Raw genomic sequence first — 20854 nt, forward strand, 5'->3', positions numbered from 1 at the left:
AAAATGAGCATCTTTAGATACTTACAATTTAGATCAAACTGTAAAATAATTTTTATTGAACAAATAAGAAGCGCGAAATAGCGATTCGTAATTGTTTTAGATAACCCGTAAAGAAGTGGTTGGCGCCTGGTAGCACTGTGATTAAGTGGCGCTGCGGTTTGGCCCATTCAATCATATCAGAAAGCAAAGTGACTTCATCTTGCTCGCCATGAATAAAGAGAATGTCACCTTTGAGAGGTGGAGTCACATAATGACGTACGCCTGCCACGGTTGCAGTTGGCAATCCACATAAGATGGTTTGTTTTGGTTTCAACTCATCCGGTAGGGCGGCATAACTTTTGGCCATTACATGTGCGCCAAAGCTAAACCCACCTGCATAAAACGGAAGTGTGATATGGGCTTTTCGTGCATGATCAATGACAGTCAGAATATCATCTGTTTCGCCATGACCTTCATCATGCTCACCATGACTTTCACCTGAACCACGAAAACTTGGTCGGTAAACAATACAACCTTGCTCGACAAGAAGTTGAGCCAAGAGTGCTGGAACTTTGTGTTGAGGGGTTCCGCCTTGCAACGGATGGGGGTGACAAACGACAGCAAATCCTTTCGCTTCACCCTGTGGACGGTCTACAAAAACTTCAATTTGACCCACAGGACCCTGAATGAACATCTGTTCGGACATAGGACGATCGATTAGTAGCAGGAGAATGCGGTATTTTACCGATTAACGCCAACAAAAACACAGATTGGCGTTAAAATTTATCTACTGATATAGTCTGATTAACTATTATTTAACCAATTTACCTAAGGATGTATATGCTCGCACTCATTTCTCCTGCTAAGACTTTAGATTACGAATCTACACTTCCTACCGATGAACATACATTACCAAGACTATTAGACCATTCACAAGAGCTTATCGACTTTTGTCGTAGTTTATCTGCGACTGAAATCGCCAGTTTGATGAGTGTGAGTGAAAAAATAGCCAATTTGAATGTAGAACGCTTTCGTGATTGGTCTCCTGAGTTTAATTTAGCCAATGCCAGACAGGCGATTTTTGCTTTCAAAGGTGATGTTTATACAGGGCTCGATGCGTATCATCTTAAAGAAAAAGATATTGCATTTGCCCAAACGCACTTACGCATGCTTTCAGGTTTATACGGACTACTTCGACCGCTTGATTTGATGATGCCGTATCGCCTTGAAATGGGAACCAAACTGCACAATTCGCGCGGACACAATCTCTACGAATTCTGGGGAAGTCAAATTACTGATCTCATTAATACAGATTTAAAAGATGCAGGGAGTGAAATTTTGCTGAATCTGGCCTCAGATGAATATTATAAATCGGTAAAAGAATCTAAGATTCAGGCCAAAATCATTAAGCCAGTATTTTTAGATGAAAAGAATGGCAAATTTAAAGTCATTAGTTTTTATGCAAAAAAAGCCAGAGGCTTAATGGCACGATTTATGATTGAACATCAAATCAATGAGGTGAAAGCGCTTCAAGAATTTGATTCGGAAGGCTATTTCTTTGATAAAGAAAACTCTACAGCGCAAGAGTTGGTGTTTAAGCGTCATGAGCAAACTACTTAATTGAATGATGCCTCAATCATAAAAATGGCGGATCATATGATCCGCCTTTTTTAATTGATCTAAAGTCTTACTTAAGTGTTTTTACGACGCGCTTTACGTTTGGCAAACGGGAAGACCGCAACACTTTCTTCAACTTGAGCGGTATTACGTTCATCTTCAGATGCTTTTTTATCTTCAGATTTGGTTTTTTTCTTTTTTTTACGTTTCTTTTTCGGTTCGTCCTCGACCTCATCACCATCTTCAATGGCTTGCCAGTATTCTAACTGCTCCATGACGGCTGCATAGATTGAGCCTTTGCTATAGCGTCCTTTTTTATCTAAAACACCAACAGGGCGGGCCATCAGAATTTCGAGTGCCTGATCTATAGTTTCAATCGCATGTACATGGAACTGCCCGTTGTTTACAGCCTCAATCACATCCTGACGAAGCATCAAATGCTGCATGTTTTGACGTGGAATGATCACGCCTTGCTTACCAGTCAAACCTTGTAATTTACAGGCATCGTAGAAGCCTTCAATTTTGGCATTAACGCCGCCAATTGGTTGTACCTGACCGAGCTGATTCATTGAGCCTGTAATGGCCCAAGACTGATCAATTGGCAACTGACTAATTGCAGAAATAAGTGCTGAAAGCTCTGCGACAGTTGCGCTATCTCCATCGACCTGACCATAGCTTTGTTCAAATGCCAAGGCCGCAGAGAAGTGTAAAATCTGAGAGCGACCAAAATGAGCCTTAAGAAAGCTCGACATCAGTAACACGCCTTTAGCATGTAGCGAGCCGCCCAGTTCGACACTGCGTTCAATATCTAGGATATCGCCACCACCTTGATAGACCGAAGCTGTCAGGCGTGAAGGTAAGCCAAATTCGACATCGGCATAATGAATGACCGATAAGGCATTGATCTGACCAAGACGATGCCCACGCGTTTCAATCAGCTGTGTTCCGCGTGAGAGATCTTGCCAATACAGTTCACGCAAATAGCCTAAGCGATATTGACGATGTTGTAATGCAAGATTGATATGCTTGTCCGATACAATTTTGTCACCCGCTTTGAAGGCATGATGATGCGCCTCACGGATCAGATCACCCAAGGTTGAGGCATGTAAAGAAAGCGAACTCTGATCTTCGGCTTGACGGCTTGAATCGGTGAGTAGGGCTGCCAGCGCAGAGCGATCAAATGGCAAGAGTTTGTCGGCCTGAACGTAATCTGCAATGAGCTGCATGTACGCTTGTTCATTCACTTCGTTACGCTGTAAGGTATCGGTGAAGTCTGCACGTATTTTAAATACACTGCCAAGCTCTGGCTCTACCTCTAAAATTTCATAATAAATTTCAGGTTCGGCCATCAAAATTACTTTTACATCAAGTGGTACGGCGGCAGGTTCAATCGAGATACTGCCTGTAAGGGTCAGCATATGTTCAAGTGATGAAAGTTTAAGCTGTCCAGATTTAAGCGCGCGCTTTAAACCCTGCCAAGCATACGGCTGCTCAAGTAATTGCTCGGCTTCAAGCATTAAAAAGCCGCCATTCGCCTGATGCAGACATCCCGGACGGATCAAGGTAAAGTCTGTGGTGATGGTGCCATTTTGTGTGAGCTGCTCAACGTGACCAAGCAGATTATAATGTGTTGGGAAATCATCAAAAATAACCGGTGCGCCACTGTTTGGCTTGTTGGTCACAATGGTATTGGCTTGATAACGAGATGGAACGCGATTAAATAACGCAGGCGAGAAATCATCTTCCTCCTGTTCCAAAATCATTTCGACATTTTGAATAATATCGTCGGCGTAATGCTTTAAAAACTCATCCAAGCCTTGAACTGTTTTGTGCTTGTTCAGGATTTGTTCCATACGCGGTATCACCACTTGTTTGGCGATATCACGATTCAGCACCGACACACGATCACGTGCATCATCTTCGAGTGAGCCGAGGTGTAACCCTAAACGCTCAAGCTTTTTGTCCATATAACGAATATTGGAGGCAATTTCAGCACGTTCTTTACTCGACAATGCCTCGATATCGTTTTGTGTCATTTCATGTACTTGATCGTCTTTATACTGAACAGGTACAAAGCAATGCTCTTCATTGCGCGAGATCAGTTTTAGATCAAGTTCCTCACCTTCTTTGGTGAGTTCGACAAGTGCATCTTGCTGCTCTTTACCAGTTTCCTGACGAATTTGTTCAATTCGGTTGTGGTAGGTTTCTGCGGTAAAACGACGCTCTAGCTGTTTTAAAATGGTTTGCCAAGCGTGATGCAATGCGCTTTGGAATTTTGGGCCCGTACCGGCAGGAAAGCGCAGCGCAAGTGGTTGTCTGGCGTTTTTAAAGTTATTGACATACACCCAGTCGTCTGGCGTAGGCATACTTTTTGCGTGCTGTTGCAGCAAACGCTTGATCATGGTGCGTTTGCCCAAACCCGCCGTACCAACAGCAAAGATATTGTAGCCTGAATAAGGCAGCGAAATGCCTGCCTCGACTGATGCTCTGGCGCGATCTTGCCCTAGAAAGTTATTGAGCGGCTTGATGCGTCGAGTCGAAGACGGAATATCTTCGAGCTTTGGAATATGAGTAAGCTGTGCTGCTTTAAGTGCCGTTTTCTCTAAAGTACTCTGAATCTCATTTTGCTCGAATGCAGACGGAACGTTATTGGTTTTTGAGGTATTCGCTGTTGTTGTGGTTGAAGAAAGAGTTGAAGCCATTTGATCGAGTCTTTGGGTCACAGGTGAAATCCAAAAATAAACAGAGTTGAGATTTAAAGGTATACAGGTTTAGTCTAAAAGATCAAGCGTTGATGCTGATTTAATCGTCAAAAGTAGGGCGCTTTGCATAAACAATATTGAAACCGTGCCAATAAAGCGATTGAATAGGCGCCTAGATGAAAATTTCGGAAAATAATAAGCGAATGACTACACAAACTACAGGATGGAAAGCTGCGTTTGCTGCATTTCTTGATCGCCGTGCTCTGATTATGCTGTTTCTCGGGTTTTCGGCGGGGATTCCCATTCTGCTGATTTTTTCAAGCTTGTCGTTATGGTTAGGCGAGGCTGGAATTGATAAGAGCGCGGTCACTTTTTTTAGTTGGGCGGCTTTGGGATATTCATTTAAGTTTGTGTGGGCGCCACTAATCGATGAACTTCCAGTACCTGTCTTGACTAAGACACTCGGTCGACGCCGAGCATGGCTGTTAATTGCGCAAATTCTGATCATTGTTGCTATTTCGATTATGGCTTTTTCAGATCCGGCGCTCGGTCAGAGCTATCTCATCCAAATGGCGGTTGGTGCAGTGTTGCTTGGTTTTTCAGCTGCTACGCAAGATATCGTAATTGATGCTTACCGTATTGAACTGGCTGAAACCCAGATGCAAACGGTTCTTGCTGCAACCTATAACGCAGGTTATCGAATCGGGATGATTGTGGCGGGTGCGGGTGCTTTATTTTTAGCTGCCTATTTGGGAACTGCCAAAGGAAACTATATATATGAAGCTTGGAAATATACGTATTTAACTATGGCAGCAGTGATGCTGGTGGGGATTCTAACCACCTTAATCATTCGAGAACCAAAGGTTGATCGTGTCTATAAAAGCTATCAGCGCCGCGATTATTTCCGTTTGGTGCTGGTCTTTTTTGTTGCTGTAATTTGCTTTGTTTTGAGCTATTTGTTTACTGGTCATTTGGCTGAACAATTAGTGAGTTGGCTATCAATTCAAGACAATATTTTATTATTTTTAATTGAGGCGCTACGCTTTATTACCGCGGCTGCCGTAGCACTGGCTGTAGGCACACTTCTGGTTCGTGCAGGTGTCGTCAACAAGCAGATGGCCAAAGAGACATGGATTAATCCAGTCCTCGATTTTTTTCAGCGTTATGGCACCAAGCTGGCTTTGGTCCTTCTGTTACTGATTGGTTTTTATCGTATTTCCGATATCATCGCGGGTGTAATTTCCAACGTTTTTTATCAAGATCTTAATTTCACCAAAGAACAGATTGCAGAAGCAGTTAAAATTTATGGTGTTATTTTTAGTTTGGTGGGTGGTTTCTTGGGAGGCTTACTGGCACAACGTATGAACATCATGAAATTGATGTTTGTAGGTGCAGTATTAGCAAGCTCAACCAACTTGATTTTTATTGGCTTGGTTAAGTCGGGGCACCCGCTTGGGCAGGTTCAGGTAAATGTTGGTGGTCAGCAATATTTGGCGGATACCGATGAAGTGGGGTACTGGGCAGTTAAGGTACCAACCGAAGTACTAAAAAATACAACCCAGTTTCAGGTATCTACCGCTTATGCCGATGCCGCACAACAAAGTAAAGTTGCGGTGGTTCAACCCTATATTGTGGGTGACATCAATCAGGCGCATTTGATGTTATTGCCTGTCATGGGACGAAATATCATCTCACTAAACGAGCCACAAAACAGTATTGTGGTTAAAGGGCAGTATTTTGGGCCAGCACTAACAGACGCACAAAAAATTGTGCTACAGCTTGATGGCAAGCCATATCCAGCCAAGCTTGATAAAACAGGTGCTTTTAGTGCTGTTGTTGAGACTAAAATGTTAACTGGCTCCAGCACGAAACAGCTTCAGGCCATAGTGACAGATGGATCGCGTACAATAGTGAATACTTCGCTGGCTTATCATGTTGCACAGGGAGTAGGGGCTAAAAATGAACTCGATATCAGTGTTGAACCAGTTGCATTGGTCAATCCGAATGATCAAAGCAATATTGAGCTTAAAGGGAAAGTCATCAAGCCATATAGCTCGCTCTGGTTATATTTTGCCATTGTGGTCGATAACTTGGCTTCTGGTTTAGCCGGTGCTGCATTTATTGCATTTTTATCAAGCTTGACGAGTGTGTCCTTTACAGCGGTACAATATGCTATCTTTAGTTCACTGATGACGCTCACACCAAAACTTCTGGGTGGGTACTCAGGCACCATCGTAACGCACATTGGCTATCCTCAATTTTTCTTAATGACGACCTTAATTGGAATTCCAATTCTTGTTTTGGTGGTTTGGGTTGCCAAGTTGCTCAAGGCGCATGAACTCAAGCAAATTCAAACGAAAGGCACAGGTGATTAACAATGCGAATGCTTCATACAATGTTGCGAGTAGGCAATTTAGAGAACTCTCTCCAGTTTTATACCGAAGTTTTAGGCATGACCTTACTGCGCAAACGTGATTACGAAGAAGGCCGTTTCACTTTGGCATTTGTTGGCTATGGCAGTGAAGATGATCATACTGTTTTAGAGCTGACACATAACTGGGATACCTCTAGCTATGATTTAGGAAATGCGTATGGTCACATCGCCATTGGTGTTGAAGATGCCTATAAGGCATGTGAAGAAATCAAGCAACGTGGTGGCAAGGTGGTACGTGAAGCAGGTCCAATGAAGGGCGGCGTGACCGTAATTGCATTTGTTGAAGATCCAGATGGTTATAAAATCGAATTGATCCAGCAAGATAATAATGCGCGTAATAATTAACGCTTGAGTGAAATAGTTTAACTAAATAACGCGCATTTCTTCAAAAAACTGGATTTATGCTGTCAGACCAGTAACATAGCGTTTACCTTTTAGTAAACACAGTGTTACTGGTCTTCTTACATATATATAAGGATATTGTTCCATGCTTAAGCTGTTGGCTTTAGATCGCTTCACTTTATTACTCTTTACGATGGTATTGTTGGCCTCTTTTGTACCAATTTACGGGCATGCTGCAGATATATTTAGCGTCGTAACCAATATTGCGATTGCCATTTTATTCTTTTTACATGGTGCCAAACTATCTCGTGAAGCGATTGTTCAAGGCATCATGCATTGGCGGCTACATGGTTTAGTGTTTATTTTTACCTTTGTATTTTTTCCTGCACTCGGCTTATTGGCCAAGCCTGTTTTGGTCCCCATTTTAGGGCAAGAGCTGTATTGGGGCTTCTTGTTTATGTGCTTTTTGCCCTCTACCGTCCAATCATCAATTGCCTTCACTTCAGTAGCTAAAGGCAATGTTGCAGCCGCAGTATGCAGTGCATCGTTTTCAAATCTAATCGGAATGTTCATTACACCTGTAATGGTCAGTCTATTTATTTTTGGTCATTCAAAGCATGATTACGATCCAACATCTTCAATTATTCAAATTGCACTTTTGTTGTTGGTGCCATTTATTTTAGGGCAGCTTCTTCGACCTTATGTTTTCCCACTCATGGCAAAAGTGCCAAGTATTGTAAAAGCATTTGATCAGGGCACTATTTTAATGGTGGTTTACAGTGCATTTAGTAGTGCAGTGATTGCCGGTTTGTGGCATCAGGTTGGAATTGGAACACTGATCGCATTGATTATTTCATGCTCAGTGCTACTCACCATCATTATGCTGAGTGCATTTTATATTTCTCGATTGCTTGGCTTTAACCGCGAGGATCAAATTTCTATTTTTTTCTGTGGCTCCAAAAAAACTTTGGCCAGTGGTGTACCTATGGCGCAGATCTTATTCATTGGTCAGCCGCTAGGTATGATTGTATTGCCGATTATGATTTTCCATCAAATTCAGCTCATGACCTGTGGAATTATCGCGAATTATTTGGCCAAGCAGCAATCTGATGAAGAAACGCTGGTGCGATCAGAATAAAGATTCGCAATTTTGCTTTAAAAGGCGTATAATCTTACCCACTTGTTGTGCTTAGCTCTGGCTTATAAGCCTCGGTGGGCCAAAAGAATGGTCTGTTGTCGTGTTAACCTGCTAATGATTTAGCCTTTTTCCTCAGTTTTTATATTGAGAGTGGTTGATTGCGATGACAGCTTAAGCCTTTCTTCAATTAGGAGTCATCGACCATGCGCGCCGATATTCACCCAAAATACGAAAAATTAGTTGCTACTTGTTCATGCGGTAACGTTATTGAAACTCGTTCTGCACTTGCTAAAGACACTCTTTACCTTGACGTATGTTCAGCTTGCCACCCATTTTACACTGGTAAGCAAAAGAACGTAGATACAGGCGGTCGTATCGACAAGTTCAAACAACGTTTCTCTGGTATGTCACGTTCTATCAAACGTTAATACTGAAAAACAAAAAACGGGCCTTATGCCCGTTTTTTTATGTCTGTTATACGGCTCAGTGTTGATCTTGAACATCGACCAGACGATCAAGTTTAACTTGAAAGTAGTTGCCTTGCAGATAACGCGCGCTAATATTCCACGCATTTGCAAATACATTGACATCATTAAGCTCGGGCATAATGAGTTCAATGGCCGCAGGAAGCTGGGCATGTTCGATTTGAGCCTGTAAATCCAGTGCTGATTGTTCAACTGATAAGTCCTGATTAAACTTCGCATTCAGACGCAAATAACGCACATTACTCTTTTGCAAAATCGAACTGAGTTGCGGATCTGGCATATAATTACGAATCGAAATGAATACACCGCACTGGTGCAGTATTGAAAGTTGCTGCTGTGCTTGAGGCGTAATTTTATTTAGTGCTGAAAAAGGCAGTTGAATCACAATTGGATGCTGTTCTTTACTTCCTAATATAGAGAGTAGCTGTTGCATGAGTGTAGAAAGTTGCGGTAAAGCCAAGAAAAATTCACTTAAATTAATGATCAGTTTGGCAGATGGATACTGCTGAATAAATTGTTTGAGTTGCTTGACTGACTGTTCAAGTACGTAACGATCCAGCTGGAGCATCAATTCTGGTGCATCTTGAAGATCTACATGATCGAGCAGGCTATCCCATTGATTATTGTTTAAATGACCATAGCTGACTTCATAAATATATAATGTCTGGTCTTGTTTGTCGTAGAGCTGTTGATAGCGAAGCTCGAGTGTATTTTGCTCGAGTTGATTTTTTATCTGCTGTGCAAAACTTGTATTCAATTCAGCAGGTGCTGTGACAACATGCCGTTGTAGCTGAACGTGTGGTGTGCTTTTTGGAGAAGCTTGAGTGGTTTCCTTGTGAGGTAATGCCTGATGCAAGGCTTTGTTGATATAGTTTTCAAGACTCTCTGTATGTTCAACTTGGCTTGGTATAAGGCAGTATCCTGTTTTAAGTAAGGTTTCTAGATTCAAACTTTGGCTAACATAAGGGAACGTCTTGCTAATTTTAGTTTCTAGCTGCATGAGTTCTGTACGTAAGGCTTCAATTGAAACCGCCTGAAAAATGGCGAGATATGCGCCGTGATCGAGTTTTTGAAATGCAACGGCTTCTAAAAAACGTTCAATGACTGTTTCGATCTCATTAAAGTAAGCTGGTATTGCACGCCATTCATGTGAATAAATCGCTTCAAAGTGATAGAGTGGTGCAAAAATGACAATACTGTTCAGTTTGGCTGGCGCGCGTTTAAGCTGTTGGTTGAGCCACTCAACGGTATCAAATGGACTGTTTTGCACAAGATCTGGCAGATCAACATCATCAATTCTTTGTGACTCAAGTGATTCAAATTCAAAATCAAATAATGGTGTATCGAACTGCTCACAATCGATGCTCAGTTGAACGGTATCATCGCCATGTGGCAAAAAATTCAAACGTAAAGGGTCGTTATTAATCAGTTCGGGATGCTGAGATTGAAGAACGATGCGGTTTCGTTCGGGATGTTGCACGCTAATCCGTTTAAAAAACTGTTTAAATGCAGCTACATTTTCAGGTTGCAGTATATCCAGTAAAGGCAAGCCAATTACATCATCTTGGTGTGCGATCTTAAAGAGTGCCAAATATTCGGCATTGGCTTGAATATGAATGCCTTCTTCAATCAATGCGACGGCTTTACGACTTTGACGGACCAATGACTGAGTTCGAAGGTGAGCTGCATTTAACTCATTGCTTAAACGATGTTCGTTTTGAAGCAAGGCACTGTAATTTAAAGCACGTGACAGCACCACATAAAACTGCTCAGGCTGAGAAAGATCGATCAAATCATACAGGCCTTGCTGTATCAAGTGCGTTTGCTCGATAGTAGTAAGGGTGCCGGTAGTCAGAAATAGAATCGGTAAGCTCGGCTCTGCCTGTTGCTGCACTATTGCAATCGTCTGCGCCAGATCAAGATCATAAGCATTTGCAAAAATGACCAGATCCCAGCGCTGCTTAAGATATTTTTCAAAACTGATCAGATCATCGAGCAAAATCGCTTGAGCGCTGTAATCCTTGGCTGCCAAAAGATCAATAAATTGATTATAGCGAAGCTGATTATCGTCTATGAAGAGAATGCGGAGGTCGGAGTGTTTTGAATTTTTATTAAGCAACGCGTTTCTCACTTCAATTTTGTCCTTAACGTATCGTTAGTTCACTCTGCTGTGACGTATCATAACGTTTTTTAGCGTATTTTTTTGTGCTTCATCGGGTAAATCAAACTCAAACTGAATAAAACTTTGCGTAATTAATTGAGCTTTGAGTAAATAAAGTACAAATTCCTCGGTGCCTATTTGAAGTTTTAAAGTATTTTGTTGCTGAAAAATAGAATAGTTGGCGATGATTAAGGTGAGTTTTGCATGATCTAAATGCTGACTTTGAACCAGTAGAGCGGGCAGATAATGTGATTGATCTTGATTTTCTAGACTTACCGCACAGGGCAAAATGTCTTTGGTTAAAATTTCGAGCCCCATTTCAAGATTTTTTTCTGAGGCTTGTTTGATCCAGCGAATCACACCGCCACGCCATTTGCCATGGATGTTCTCTTTAACCAGAATCAACTCGCCAGTTTTTAAATGAGCAGGGATTTCCTCAGGCCATTTGATACGGTAACCACTTACACTCATATCGAGGATATCGGTCATATAGATTTTTTTTGCTTCACGCGATAAGCGTGATGGTAGTGAAAACACTGTTTTATCAATATTTTCAATGGAGAAGTGATCTGTAGTTTCGTTTAGTACAATGTCGTGCTCAAGGGTATCGATAAAGTTTTTGCTTTTTGACAAGTAAAAATGAGCAGTATGAAGACCAAAGCAAATATGTAATTGGCCTGATGATTCAAAACGCTCATGACGACGCTCGCCAATACTTCCTAAAATATTTTGTACATGAAACTTAAGCGCAGGCGTTAAAAACTGTTTTTCTATTGTAGAGAGATAATCATCACTCTTGTGAAGTGTTGCAGTGATATGTTCGAGCAAGGGTTGTGTTGAAATAAATAAATTTGGAAAAATTGCCGGATATTGCTTTCGATTATAGGCTGGCGGCAGATCTTTGGTTTTATCAATAACATACTTCGAGCTTTGAGATTCTTTATATTCGAGTTGAATCAGCTTTGCCCATTCAAAACTACATTCGTATAAAGACTGAATTTCAGACTGACGAATCTGATTGGTATTGAGAATATGCAGCAAAATGACTTGATGATAGGATCGTAAAATATTTTTAAGAGGTCGATTAAGACCTTGCAGCTGGTTGATGTTTTCGAGCTCTACTTTGCCTTTTTGTGCCAGATCAAATAACCAGTGAATGCATAACCATTGGCCTGTGGCAGGTTTGCTGTACATCATTTGTTGCTGATACACCAGTTGAGTTAACTCATGCATGGCATAGTAAATCGATAATGTTTTGGCTGCCTTAAGATTTTTCTTTTTATTCAGTGCAAAAAGTGAAAACTTTTGCTGTGCCAATTGTGCTGAACTTTGCTTGGCGATAATGATATAACCATTCGCCAGACAGGTTCTTAAGCGAAAAGCAAGTTCAATAATATGATCGTTTCGATCGCTATGAATCAGACCTTGATTAAAAAAGTGGCTTTCAAGATGTTGCAGTACATGATTGAATTGCGGTGATAAAATCTGTAAAAAATCAAATCGAAGCGTCTCTGAACATTCAAGTTCGTTGATTTCAATCAGTGCTTCAAATAATGCTTTGGCAGCATCACCGAGTGGTAAAAGTGAAAGCGAACTGACCCAACATGCCACGGCGTCTGGCTCTGCGGCAGCAAAGCTCAGTTCATTTCGATTGAATATGATGGGACGTTGAAGAATGTCGGTAAAAACTTTATTCATATTGGCTGTAATATGTGTTAATTAAAAAGTCAGCTTGCCAAATAGCGGTGTTTTGTTTTTTTCGCCAGCAATCTCTCGAACCAGTTTTGGAACAAGATAACCCGGTAGGCCCGCCAAAATGTCATGATAAATCTCATCGATTTTTGATCCGCTCAGATCAAAATGCTGAGCACCTTTTACTTTATCAAGTACATGCAGATAATACGGCATCACGCGTGCATCGAACAAGCGCTGACTGAGTTCAATCAATGTTTGTGCATCATCATTTACGCCTTTAAGCAATACTGCCTGATTCAAGGCGGTAATCCCATGTTGGCTTAATTTCTCTAAATATGCACAGGTTTGATCATCAAGTTCGGCGGCATGGTTGGCATGAATGACCACAATAATGCGTAAGCGCGTACTTTTTAAAATTTCAAGCAGTTCAGTATCAAGACGCTGCGGGATCACCACTGGAACACGCGAGTGAATACGTAAAATTTTCACTTGCTGAAGCGATTCTAGGCGTTCGATCCAAAGTTTAAGTTTACGGTTACTGAGAGTGAGCGGATCTCCACCACTTAAAATTACTTCATTGATATGTGGATTTTGCTCGATATAGGCTTTAATTTGGGGCCAGTCATCCTGTTTAGGTAAGTTTTCCTGATAAGGGAAATGCCGACGAAAGCAATAACGGCAGTGAACAGCACAGGCACCGGTCAGGGTGAGTAAAAAACGAGATTGATATTTATGTAAAACGCCGGGGAGCTGATTGGCTGCTTCTTCACCCAGTGGATCAGTCACAAATTCAGGATGTTCTTCAAGTTCAAGATGATGCGGCAATACTTGCAGCAGCAAAGGATCGAGTGGATCACCTTTACGCATTTTACCTACAAAAGCACGAGGAACCCGTAATTTGAAGCTTTTGGATGCTAAAATTGCCCCAGACAATAATGCATCTGAACAGATCTCTAACTGATCAAGTAACTCAAAAGGATCGGTGATTAGATCACTGAGTTGCGATTGCCAGTTTTGCTCTTGATATAAATAGTTTATCATGCGACACGGAAAAAATAATGCTAGTCTAGCATTAATACATTTAAGTTAGTAAGTTTGGAGTGTGCCAGTCATGGCCAGTTATTCTACAAATGAATTCAAGCAAGGCCTTAAAGTCATGCTTGACGGTAACCCATGTTCAATCATGGAAAATGAATATGTAAAACCTGGTAAAGGTCAAGCGTTCAACCGTGTAAAACTTCGTAACCTTAAAACAGGTAAAGTTTTAGAAAAAACATTCAAGTCTGGTGATTCATTAGAAGCTGCTGATATTGTTGAAGTTGAGATGGACTATCTTTACAACGACGGCGAGCTATGGAATTTCATGGACCCTGTTACGTTTGAACAAATTGCAGCAGACAAAACTGCAATGGGCGATGCAGCGAAATGGTTAAAAGACGACTCGAACGAGAAGTGCACCATCATGCTGTTTAATGGTGTTCCATTAAACGTTAGTGCGCCAAACTTTGTGGTATTAAAAATTGTTGAAACCGATCCGGGTGTTCGTGGCGATACCTCTGGCGGTGGCGGTAAGCCTGCGAAACTTGAAACAGGTGCTGTAGTACGCGTACCTTTATTTGTTCAGCAAGAAGAAAGCGTTCGTGTAGACACCCGTACAGGTGAATATTTAGAGCGTGCATAATCTTGACTGAATAGATTATGATGAAAGGGTGATAGATTATCACCCTTTTTTTATGCCAAAGTAGTACATTAAAATAACAAAATAAGGAGTAAAGTCACGAGCTTAAGTTTCACAAAAATACGTTTTAAAGGGCATTTCGTGTTTCAAACAATGAGGTTATAAATGGATAATATACAAAGGAAATCTACCCTCAGCGCAAAACTTGGTTGGAGTTTGGTTGCCATTATTGGCGCAGTTTCATTTGGGATCCTTGCCATCAGTCGAGGTGAGCATGTCAACGCCGTTTGGCTCGTGCTCGCGGCCATCTGTGTTTACAGCATTGCGTATCGTTTTTACAGTTTATTCATCGCTACCAAAGTATTTGAATTAAATTCACGACGGTTAACCCCTGCACATCGTTTAACCGATGGCTTAGATTATGTTCCAACCAATAAATATGTATTGTTTGGGCATCACTTTGCTGCAATTGCAGGTGCAGGGCCTTTGGTTGGTCCTATTCTTGCTGCGCAGATGGGTTATTTGCCAGGCACTATCTGGCTTTTGGTCGGTGTTGTGGTGGCTGGTGCAGTACAAGACTTTATGGTCTTGTTTATCTCGACGCGCCGAGACGGACGCTCGCTGGGTGAAATGGCCAAACAAGAGCTCGGTTCTTTTGCAGGTGTGGTTGTGATGCTGGGTGCACTGGGCGTCATGATTATCATTCTAGCGGTTCTGGCACTGGTGGTGGTCAAAGCATTGGCACACAGTCCATGGGGCGTATTTAGTATTGCCGCAACCATTCCAATCGCACTCTTTATGGGTGTGTATATGCGCTATTTACGTCCGGGTAAAATCGCAGAAGTCTCGATCATCGGCTTTGTACTGATGATGCTGGCCATTGTGTATGGTGGACATATTGCAGCCGATCCATATTGGGGGCCATTTTTCACCCTGACAGGTACACAACTCACTTGGTGCCTAATAGTTTATGGCTTTATTGCTTCGGTATTACCGGTTTGGTTACTGCTTGCGCCACGTGATTATTTATCGACTTTCTTAAAAATTGGTGTGATTGCTGGTCTGGCAATCGGCATTATGGTGGCATTACCTGAGCTCAAAATGCCAGCGGTCACACATTTTATTGATGGGACGGGTCCAGTATTTTCTGGTAGTTTATTCCCGTTTTTGTTTATTACCATTGCCTGTGGTGCGATTTCAGGTTTCCACGCCTTGGTTTCAAGTGGCACCACACCAAAACTGGTCGACAACGAAGTCAATATTCGTATGATCGGTTATGGCGGTATGTTAATGGAATCATTTGTGGCCATCATGGCCATGATCTGTGCAACAGTACTGGATCCGGGAGTATACTTTGCCATTAATGCACCGGCAGCCGTTTTAGGGACCACGGTCGAAACCGCAGCAGAAGCGGTGCGTAACCTTGGTTTTGTGGTTACCCCAGAAGCATTAACCTTGCTGGCTCAAGAAGTAGGTGAGTCGACTATTTTATCGCGTACGGGTGGAGCACCAACCTTTGCCATTGGTATGGCGCACATCATCTCTGAAATTTTCAACAATCGCTCGATGATGGCTTTCTGGTATCACTTTGCGATCTTGTTTGAAGCTTTATTTATTTTAACCGCAGTTGATGCCGGTACCCGTGCATGCCGTTTTATGGTTCAGGACACTGTTGGTATTGTGATTCCCGCAATCAAAAAATCAGGCTCATTTGTGGGGAATATTATCGGTACTGCTGTTGCTGTGGGTGGATGGGGCTTCTTCGTTTATCAAGGCGTAGTTGATCCGCTTGGTGGGATTAACTCGTTATGGCCGCTGTTTGGTGTAGGTAACCAAATGCTTGCTGCAATGGCACTGATTTTAGGTACAGTCATCTTGTTTAAGATGAAAAAAGAAAAGTATGTTTGGGTCACGATTGTTCCAACAATTTTCTTACTTATTACCTGTATGACGGCTGGCTGGCAAAAGATTTTCCACGAAAATCCAAAAATTGGCTTTTTGGCACAGGCCAACCGTTTTTCAGATGCAATTGCTCGTGGTGAGCTATTAAAACCAGCAAAAACAATGGCAGAAATGCAAGCTGTAGTGATTTCAAATCAAATCAATGCAGTGCTATGTGGTTTCTTTATGGTGGTTGCAATCGTCATGGTAATTGCGTCGATTGGTGTGATTCGTCGTGCGCTTGCAAGCAAAGTCCCTACGGTCAATGAAGCACCTGCTGTGTATGAGGATGCAGATGCGTCTACCGTCACACAAGGAAAATAGCGATGGAACTAAGAATTGGAAAAAATGGTAAGGCGATGATTGTGAAAATCATCAAAATGACCATTATGTCGCAAAAAGATCTGCTTCTCTCACCTAAAAATTGGTCGAGAATTGCAAATTTATTTAAGCGCTTACAGCAAAGTTTTCGCTTGATGGTAGGGGTGCCTGATTATCAGACTTATTTGGATCATATGAAGAAGCACCACGCGGATTTGACCCCGATGGATGAAAAAACTTTTCATCGCTATTGTGTCGACTCTCGCTATCCATCGAAAGGTGGAAATTTGAAGAAATGTCCGTGCTAATCGTTATGTAATTGCTTTAGAAAAAATAAAAAACGGTGTATGTTTGAGCATATGCCGTTTTTTTATGAGCCATTTCAATGTGGAAAAAACAACAATTAGAATCATCGACATATTTCAAAGAACATTCATCTCTTCAACATCATATTGAACATTACACGCCAAGCATTCAGCTTTTTTTAAATCAGATTAATCAGATCATTTTAGATAAACCGGTTCAAACAAAGCTGTCCTTGGTCTGTTTGCTGGCCAATGGGCATGTGCTATTTGAAGATTTACCAGGATTAGGTAAAACAACTTTGGCCAGTGCTTTGGCTAAGCTTGCGGGGTTGCACTTTAATCGGATTCAATTTACCAACGATATGCTGGCCAGTGATGTGATTGGCATGAATATGTTTAATCAAAAAGAATCTAATTTTGAGTTTAAGCATGGCCCTATTTTTACCCAGATTTTACTGGCCGATGAAATCAATCGTTGTAGCCCCAAAACGCAAAGTGCGCTGTTGCAAGCGATGGAAGAGGGCGTAGTGACCTTAGATAGTGTGACATATAAACTCCCCGAGCCATTTTGGGTGATTGCTACACAAAATCCAATTTTTCAGAGCGGCACTTATGCACTTCCTGAATCGCAGCTCGATCGTTTCCTCATGCGACTGAGCTTGGGATATCCGTCACGTGCGGCAGAAAAAAGCCTCTTACTCGATGCCTCAAGACAGACACTTCTTGAGCAAATTACACCTGTATTGAGTCATGGCGATATTGTGTTGATGCAACAGTGTGTGCAGCAGGTGTATTTAAGTGATGTCGTATTAAATTACATATTAGACTTGGCTTCTTACAGTCGCTTGCAATCACATGGTCTTTCAACACGCGCTTTACTCGCAATTAAAATGGCTGCTCAGGCATTGGCATTTGTGGAAGGTCGTGAATATGTCATTACAGACGATATACAAACAGTGTTTCCAGCGGTGGCTGCACACCGTATGAAAATGACCGAGCAGGATGCTCACCTACTTTTGGACCAGGTGGAGGTCAATGATTAGGAGTTTGGATGATGCGAACGCTCTGGCAGCAATGGTTAAAAAAACGTTTTCGGATGGAACAAAGCACCATCTTGAAGCAACGTGATATTTTGATTTTTTTGCATCCACAAGGCATTTTGTTTCTCTTGTTGATTGTGATTACATTTATTGCCGGGATTAATTATGCCAATAATCTGATTTTGGGATTTTGCTTTTTAATTACGTCATTGCTGTGCCTGAGTGTGTATCTTAGCTTTAAACAACTCCATCAACTCAAACTAGAAATTTTTTGTCCTGAAGTTGGACAGGTCAATCATGTACTGCAAATCCAGCTTCAGTTTAAACAGTCAAATCACGCGATCAGATACTTAATGATTCATTTGCCTGAATCTCAGCAACGTATATTACTCAACCAAATGAGCGACAGTATCATATTAGAATTTATACCAACGACACGAGGTGCGTTTGAATTGCCTCGGATAAAAATTATGTCGAGTTATCCGTTTGGAATTGTACAAGCTTGGACGTATTTACAGGTGACACAAAAAATATGGATTGCACCCGCAAGTATCAGTATCGAGATGGAAGACAAGTATGTGCAACTTGAGCAGCAACATGATTTGGATGACTTTCGTGAACTGCAAGCTTATCGAGAAGGAGATACGCTACAGCATGTTTCATGGAAGCATCTTGCACGTGGTCAGGGATGGCTAACCAAACAATTTGAACCACACATTGAGCACAATCAGCTGGTGATTGATTACAGCGCGCTCCCTGGTCACGAACATGAACAAAAACTAAGCTGGATGATGCATTTGATTGAAAAGAGCGAGCAAGCTGATCGCTCTTTTTCACTGATTTTACCTCAAACTCATTTAAAGCCATCCATGGGAGCTAAGCACTCGATTCAGGCCCGAAAATTACTGGCGCAGGCCTGATATGGATAAGCAACTTTATTTTGCTGTACTACCACTCACGATCATGGTGCTTGTGGCTCAATTTGCTTATATGCCGGCGTCGGTGTCTTTGATTTGGCTCATTATGTTGCTGGTAATCGTGTGGCGATATTTTTATGCTGCGCTAAAGCCTATTTCTAAATTATTTTTGGTTGCACTGGTGTGTACGGCGCTTGGTCTGATTTATTTATCTTTTAAAACCTTTTTGGGTGTCGAGGCGGGCGTAGCATTACTCACGACTTGCTTATATGCCAAATGTATCGAAAGCAAAAGTACCCGAGACTTGTTGGTTGTATTTAATTTTGGTCTCTTTGTCTGTGCCAGTTTATTTCTACATAGTCAGTCAGCCTTGATGCTTATTGGCGTTTTGGTTGGGCTGATATTTTGTTTAATTGGATTATATCGTATTCAAATTCATGGTTTTATAGAGATCAACTCTACGCGATCATCTATCAAGCATGATGTGATTTTAACAATACGAACCATTTTGATTGCAACTCCGTTTTTCCTGATTTTATTTATATTTTTTCCCCGCTTTCCACCACTTTGGCATGTTCCGCTTACCTCTCACCAGGGCATGACTGGAATGAGTGACCAGATGTCGCCGGGTGACATTGCAGAATTGTCTCAATCGACCGCCTTGGCTTTTCGTATTATGGGTGATCTTACGCAATTGCCCATACAGCAGCAGCGCTATTGGCGTGCGATGGTGCTTGATCAGTATGATGGCGTTGTCTGGACGAGCCATACGGTTAACCAACTTCCAATACGTAACGAAATATTCCCTCATCAGGCGGTTCGCTATCAATATTTATCGGCCTTGCCGAATCAGTCATGGATCATGGGATTAGATCAATCAGGCGTGCGCGATCCAAATTATCAGCAGTATGCTGATGGCAGTATTAAACAAATTCGAAGACCATCAGGCACTGTACCTATCGAATTGTATTGGATGCAAACACAGATCAATACTACTGCACGAGCGATACAGTTAAGACAAGCACTAGATGCACCCCAACAGCTTGCACCGCAGACTTTTGCACTTGCACAACAGCTCTGGCAGCAAAGTAATTCGAGTCCAAGTCTTTATATTGAGCGCGTACTACACTGGTATCAAACACAAGGTTTTGTTTACACCTTATCGCCTGGCGTACTGAGCGGTACTCGAATGGATCAGTTTCTTTTTGAGCGCAAAGAAGGATTTTGTGAGCATTATGCATCAAGTTTTGTACTATTGATGCGCTATGCAGGCATACCGGCAAGAATAGTGGTGGGGTATCAAGGCGGACAGCTCGCACCCGATGCAAAAAGTTGGGAAGTTCGCCAGCTTGACGCTCATGCATGGACCGAAGTTTATTTAAATGATACATGGCAACGCATCGACCCAACTGCCGTGATTGCACCAGCTCGAATCGATGAAGGTATGCAACGCTATCTTGAGGACAACCAAAATGTCTGGGGTAATCAGGCGCAAAGTGGATGGGCAAGACACAATTTTAATTTTTTAAAAACACTCATCATCTGGCGCGATTATTTTGACTATCAATGGCAAAGTAAAGTAGTGGGCTATGATGTAAATCGTCAGCAGAATTTTTTGGCAAGTTTGGGGATTTTTTCCAGTACCAAAGCTATGTTGATGATGTTGAGTTTGATTGCAGTGGTCGTCATCATTTTTGTGTGGGGCCATGGTTATTTTTATCGACCTAAATGCTCAAGACTTGAGCGCTTGATTAATGGCTTTAGCCATAAGATTCATAGATCACTGCAAAAAAATAAAAGTGAAACCTTCAAATCATGGTTTCAGCGACTTTCGATGCATGTAAAATATACAAAACCTTTTGATGATGCGATTGCTGTACATGAAAAAATTCAGTTTTCGGGTGAAGTTTCAGACAAAGATTATATAAAATTCAAAGAATTGCTTAAACTGTGTGCATCTGAATTAAAGTCGTTAGAAAAAGCTTGTGTTCGTAAGGGAAACTGAATATTATTGCAACCACTTAGGCGTATAGCTCAGTTGGTTAGAGCGCTACGTTGACATCGTAGAGGTCTCCAGTTCGAGTCTGGATATGCCTACC

The 20854-nt window shown here is 41.8% G+C and carries 16 protein-coding genes and 1 tRNA gene; 12 read left to right on the forward strand and 5 right to left on the reverse strand.

Annotation, left to right across the window (positions count from 1 at the left end):
- Positions 1–52: 52 nt before the first annotated feature.
- Positions 53–685: an alpha/beta hydrolase gene (locus ADA42_RS05105; protein WP_004938386.1), complete on the reverse strand. Its 633-nt coding sequence runs from the start codon at positions 683–685 to the stop codon at positions 53–55.
- A gap of 134 nt (positions 686–819) precedes the next feature.
- Between ADA42_RS05105 and yaaA the strand changes: the two genes are divergently transcribed.
- Entirely contained in the window at positions 820–1599 is a 780-nt protein-coding gene (gene yaaA, locus ADA42_RS05110) for a peroxide stress protein YaaA (RefSeq protein ID WP_048763935.1), read from the forward strand.
- Between the two features lie 71 nt (positions 1600–1670).
- On the opposite strand, the gene ADA42_RS05115 is transcribed toward yaaA, so the two are convergent.
- On the reverse strand, positions 1671–4319 hold the full coding sequence (locus tag ADA42_RS05115; protein ID WP_048763937.1) for a Lon protease family protein: 2649 nt from the start codon (positions 4317–4319) through the stop codon (positions 1671–1673).
- A 155-nt stretch (positions 4320–4474) separates the two neighbouring features.
- On the opposite strand from ADA42_RS05115, the gene ADA42_RS05120 reads away from it, so the two are divergent.
- The 4 genes from ADA42_RS05120 (at position 4475) to rpmE (ending at position 8640) form a co-directional block, all read left to right on the forward strand.
- Positions 4475–6673 (forward strand): AmpG family muropeptide MFS transporter, encoded by a 2199-nt coding sequence (locus ADA42_RS05120; RefSeq protein ID WP_048763938.1) that lies wholly within the window; start codon positions 4475–4477, stop codon positions 6671–6673.
- A gap of 2 nt (positions 6674–6675) precedes the next feature.
- On the forward strand, positions 6676–7077 hold the full coding sequence (gene gloA, locus ADA42_RS05125) for a lactoylglutathione lyase (RefSeq protein ID WP_004947839.1): 402 nt from the start codon (positions 6676–6678) through the stop codon (positions 7075–7077).
- 142 nt (positions 7078–7219) lie between these two features.
- Entirely contained in the window at positions 7220–8212 is a 993-nt protein-coding gene (locus ADA42_RS05130) for a bile acid:sodium symporter family protein (protein WP_004947837.1), read from the forward strand.
- 203 nt (positions 8213–8415) lie between these two features.
- Positions 8416–8640 carry a 50S ribosomal protein L31 gene (gene rpmE / locus ADA42_RS05135; protein ID WP_004938371.1) on the forward strand — a complete coding sequence of 75 codons (225 nt, stop codon included), beginning with the start codon at positions 8416–8418 and terminating at the stop codon, positions 8638–8640.
- A 55-nt stretch (positions 8641–8695) separates the two neighbouring features.
- Here rpmE and ADA42_RS05140 read toward each other — a convergent pair whose 3' ends face one another.
- Genes ADA42_RS05140 through epmB form a run of 3 tightly spaced genes read right to left on the reverse strand, consistent with a single transcriptional unit; the run spans position 8696 to position 13594 of the window.
- Positions 8696–10828: an EAL domain-containing protein gene (locus ADA42_RS05140; protein ID WP_048763940.1), complete on the reverse strand. Its 2133-nt coding sequence runs from the start codon at positions 10826–10828 to the stop codon at positions 8696–8698.
- Between the two features lie 24 nt (positions 10829–10852).
- Positions 10853–12556, reverse strand: coding sequence for a hypothetical protein (locus tag ADA42_RS05145; RefSeq protein ID WP_004947830.1), 1704 nt, complete (start codon positions 12554–12556; stop codon positions 10853–10855).
- A gap of 21 nt (positions 12557–12577) precedes the next feature.
- Positions 12578–13594: an EF-P beta-lysylation protein EpmB gene (gene epmB / locus ADA42_RS05150; RefSeq protein WP_004947827.1), complete on the reverse strand. Its 1017-nt coding sequence runs from the start codon at positions 13592–13594 to the stop codon at positions 12578–12580.
- A gap of 70 nt (positions 13595–13664) precedes the next feature.
- Between epmB and efp the strand changes: the two genes are divergently transcribed.
- The 7 genes from efp (at position 13665) to ADA42_RS05185 (ending at position 20852) form a co-directional block, all read left to right on the forward strand.
- Entirely contained in the window at positions 13665–14234 is a 570-nt protein-coding gene (gene efp / locus ADA42_RS05155; RefSeq protein ID WP_004938364.1) for an elongation factor P, read from the forward strand.
- A gap of 162 nt (positions 14235–14396) precedes the next feature.
- Entirely contained in the window at positions 14397–16496 is a 2100-nt protein-coding gene (locus ADA42_RS05160) for a carbon starvation CstA family protein (RefSeq protein WP_004938363.1), read from the forward strand.
- A gap of 2 nt (positions 16497–16498) precedes the next feature.
- The gene (locus ADA42_RS05165; protein ID WP_004938361.1) at positions 16499–16801 is read left to right on the forward strand and encodes a YbdD/YjiX family protein; all 303 of its coding nucleotides are present in this window, start codon (positions 16499–16501) and stop codon (positions 16799–16801) included.
- A 77-nt stretch (positions 16802–16878) separates the two neighbouring features.
- Positions 16879–17841, forward strand: coding sequence for an AAA family ATPase (locus tag ADA42_RS05170; RefSeq protein ID WP_004947824.1), 963 nt, complete (start codon positions 16879–16881; stop codon positions 17839–17841).
- A gap of 11 nt (positions 17842–17852) precedes the next feature.
- Positions 17853–18758 carry a DUF58 domain-containing protein gene (locus ADA42_RS05175; protein WP_004947821.1) on the forward strand — a complete coding sequence of 302 codons (906 nt, stop codon included), beginning with the start codon at positions 17853–17855 and terminating at the stop codon, positions 18756–18758.
- Position 18759: 1 nt separating this feature from the next.
- Complete coding sequence (locus ADA42_RS05180) at positions 18760–20760, forward strand: transglutaminaseTgpA domain-containing protein (protein ID WP_048763942.1); 2001 nt, start codon at positions 18760–18762, stop codon at positions 20758–20760.
- Positions 20761–20778: 18 nt separating this feature from the next.
- Positions 20779–20852, forward strand: a tRNA-Val gene (locus ADA42_RS05185).
- The last annotated feature ends 2 nt before the right edge of the window (positions 20853–20854 follow it).

The sequence above is a fragment of the Acinetobacter sp. 243_ASPC genome (assembly GCF_001054715.1).
Lineage (GTDB): Bacteria > Pseudomonadota > Gammaproteobacteria > Pseudomonadales > Moraxellaceae > Acinetobacter > Acinetobacter soli.

Excerpts from the sequence above, each read along its gene's own strand:
- ADA42_RS05160 (WP_004938363.1), top strand. The coding sequence starts at position 14,397 with ATGGATAATATACAAAGGAAATCTACCCTCAGCGCAAAACTTGGTTGG.
- ADA42_RS05165 (WP_004938361.1), top strand. The coding sequence starts at position 16,499 with ATGGAACTAAGAATTGGAAAAAATGGTAAGGCGATGATTGTGAAAATC.
- ADA42_RS05180 (WP_048763942.1), top strand. The coding sequence starts at position 18,760 with ATGGATAAGCAACTTTATTTTGCTGTACTACCACTCACGATCATGGTG.
- epmB (WP_004947827.1), bottom strand. The coding sequence starts at position 13,594 with ATGATAAACTATTTATATCAAGAGCAAAACTGGCAATCGCAACTCAGT.
- ADA42_RS05120 (WP_048763938.1), top strand. The coding sequence starts at position 4,475 with ATGAAAATTTCGGAAAATAATAAGCGAATGACTACACAAACTACAGGA.
- ADA42_RS05105 (WP_004938386.1), bottom strand. The coding sequence starts at position 685 with ATGTCCGAACAGATGTTCATTCAGGGTCCTGTGGGTCAAATTGAAGTT.
- gloA (WP_004947839.1), top strand. The coding sequence starts at position 6,676 with ATGCGAATGCTTCATACAATGTTGCGAGTAGGCAATTTAGAGAACTCT.
- ADA42_RS05175 (WP_004947821.1), top strand. The coding sequence starts at position 17,853 with ATGCGAACGCTCTGGCAGCAATGGTTAAAAAAACGTTTTCGGATGGAA.
- ADA42_RS05170 (WP_004947824.1), top strand. The coding sequence starts at position 16,879 with ATGTGGAAAAAACAACAATTAGAATCATCGACATATTTCAAAGAACAT.
- yaaA (WP_048763935.1), top strand. The coding sequence starts at position 820 with ATGCTCGCACTCATTTCTCCTGCTAAGACTTTAGATTACGAATCTACA.
- rpmE (WP_004938371.1), top strand. The coding sequence starts at position 8,416 with ATGCGCGCCGATATTCACCCAAAATACGAAAAATTAGTTGCTACTTGT.
- ADA42_RS05130 (WP_004947837.1), top strand. The coding sequence starts at position 7,220 with ATGCTTAAGCTGTTGGCTTTAGATCGCTTCACTTTATTACTCTTTACG.
- ADA42_RS05145 (WP_004947830.1), bottom strand. The coding sequence starts at position 12,556 with ATGAATAAAGTTTTTACCGACATTCTTCAACGTCCCATCATATTCAAT.
- efp (WP_004938364.1), top strand. The coding sequence starts at position 13,665 with ATGGCCAGTTATTCTACAAATGAATTCAAGCAAGGCCTTAAAGTCATG.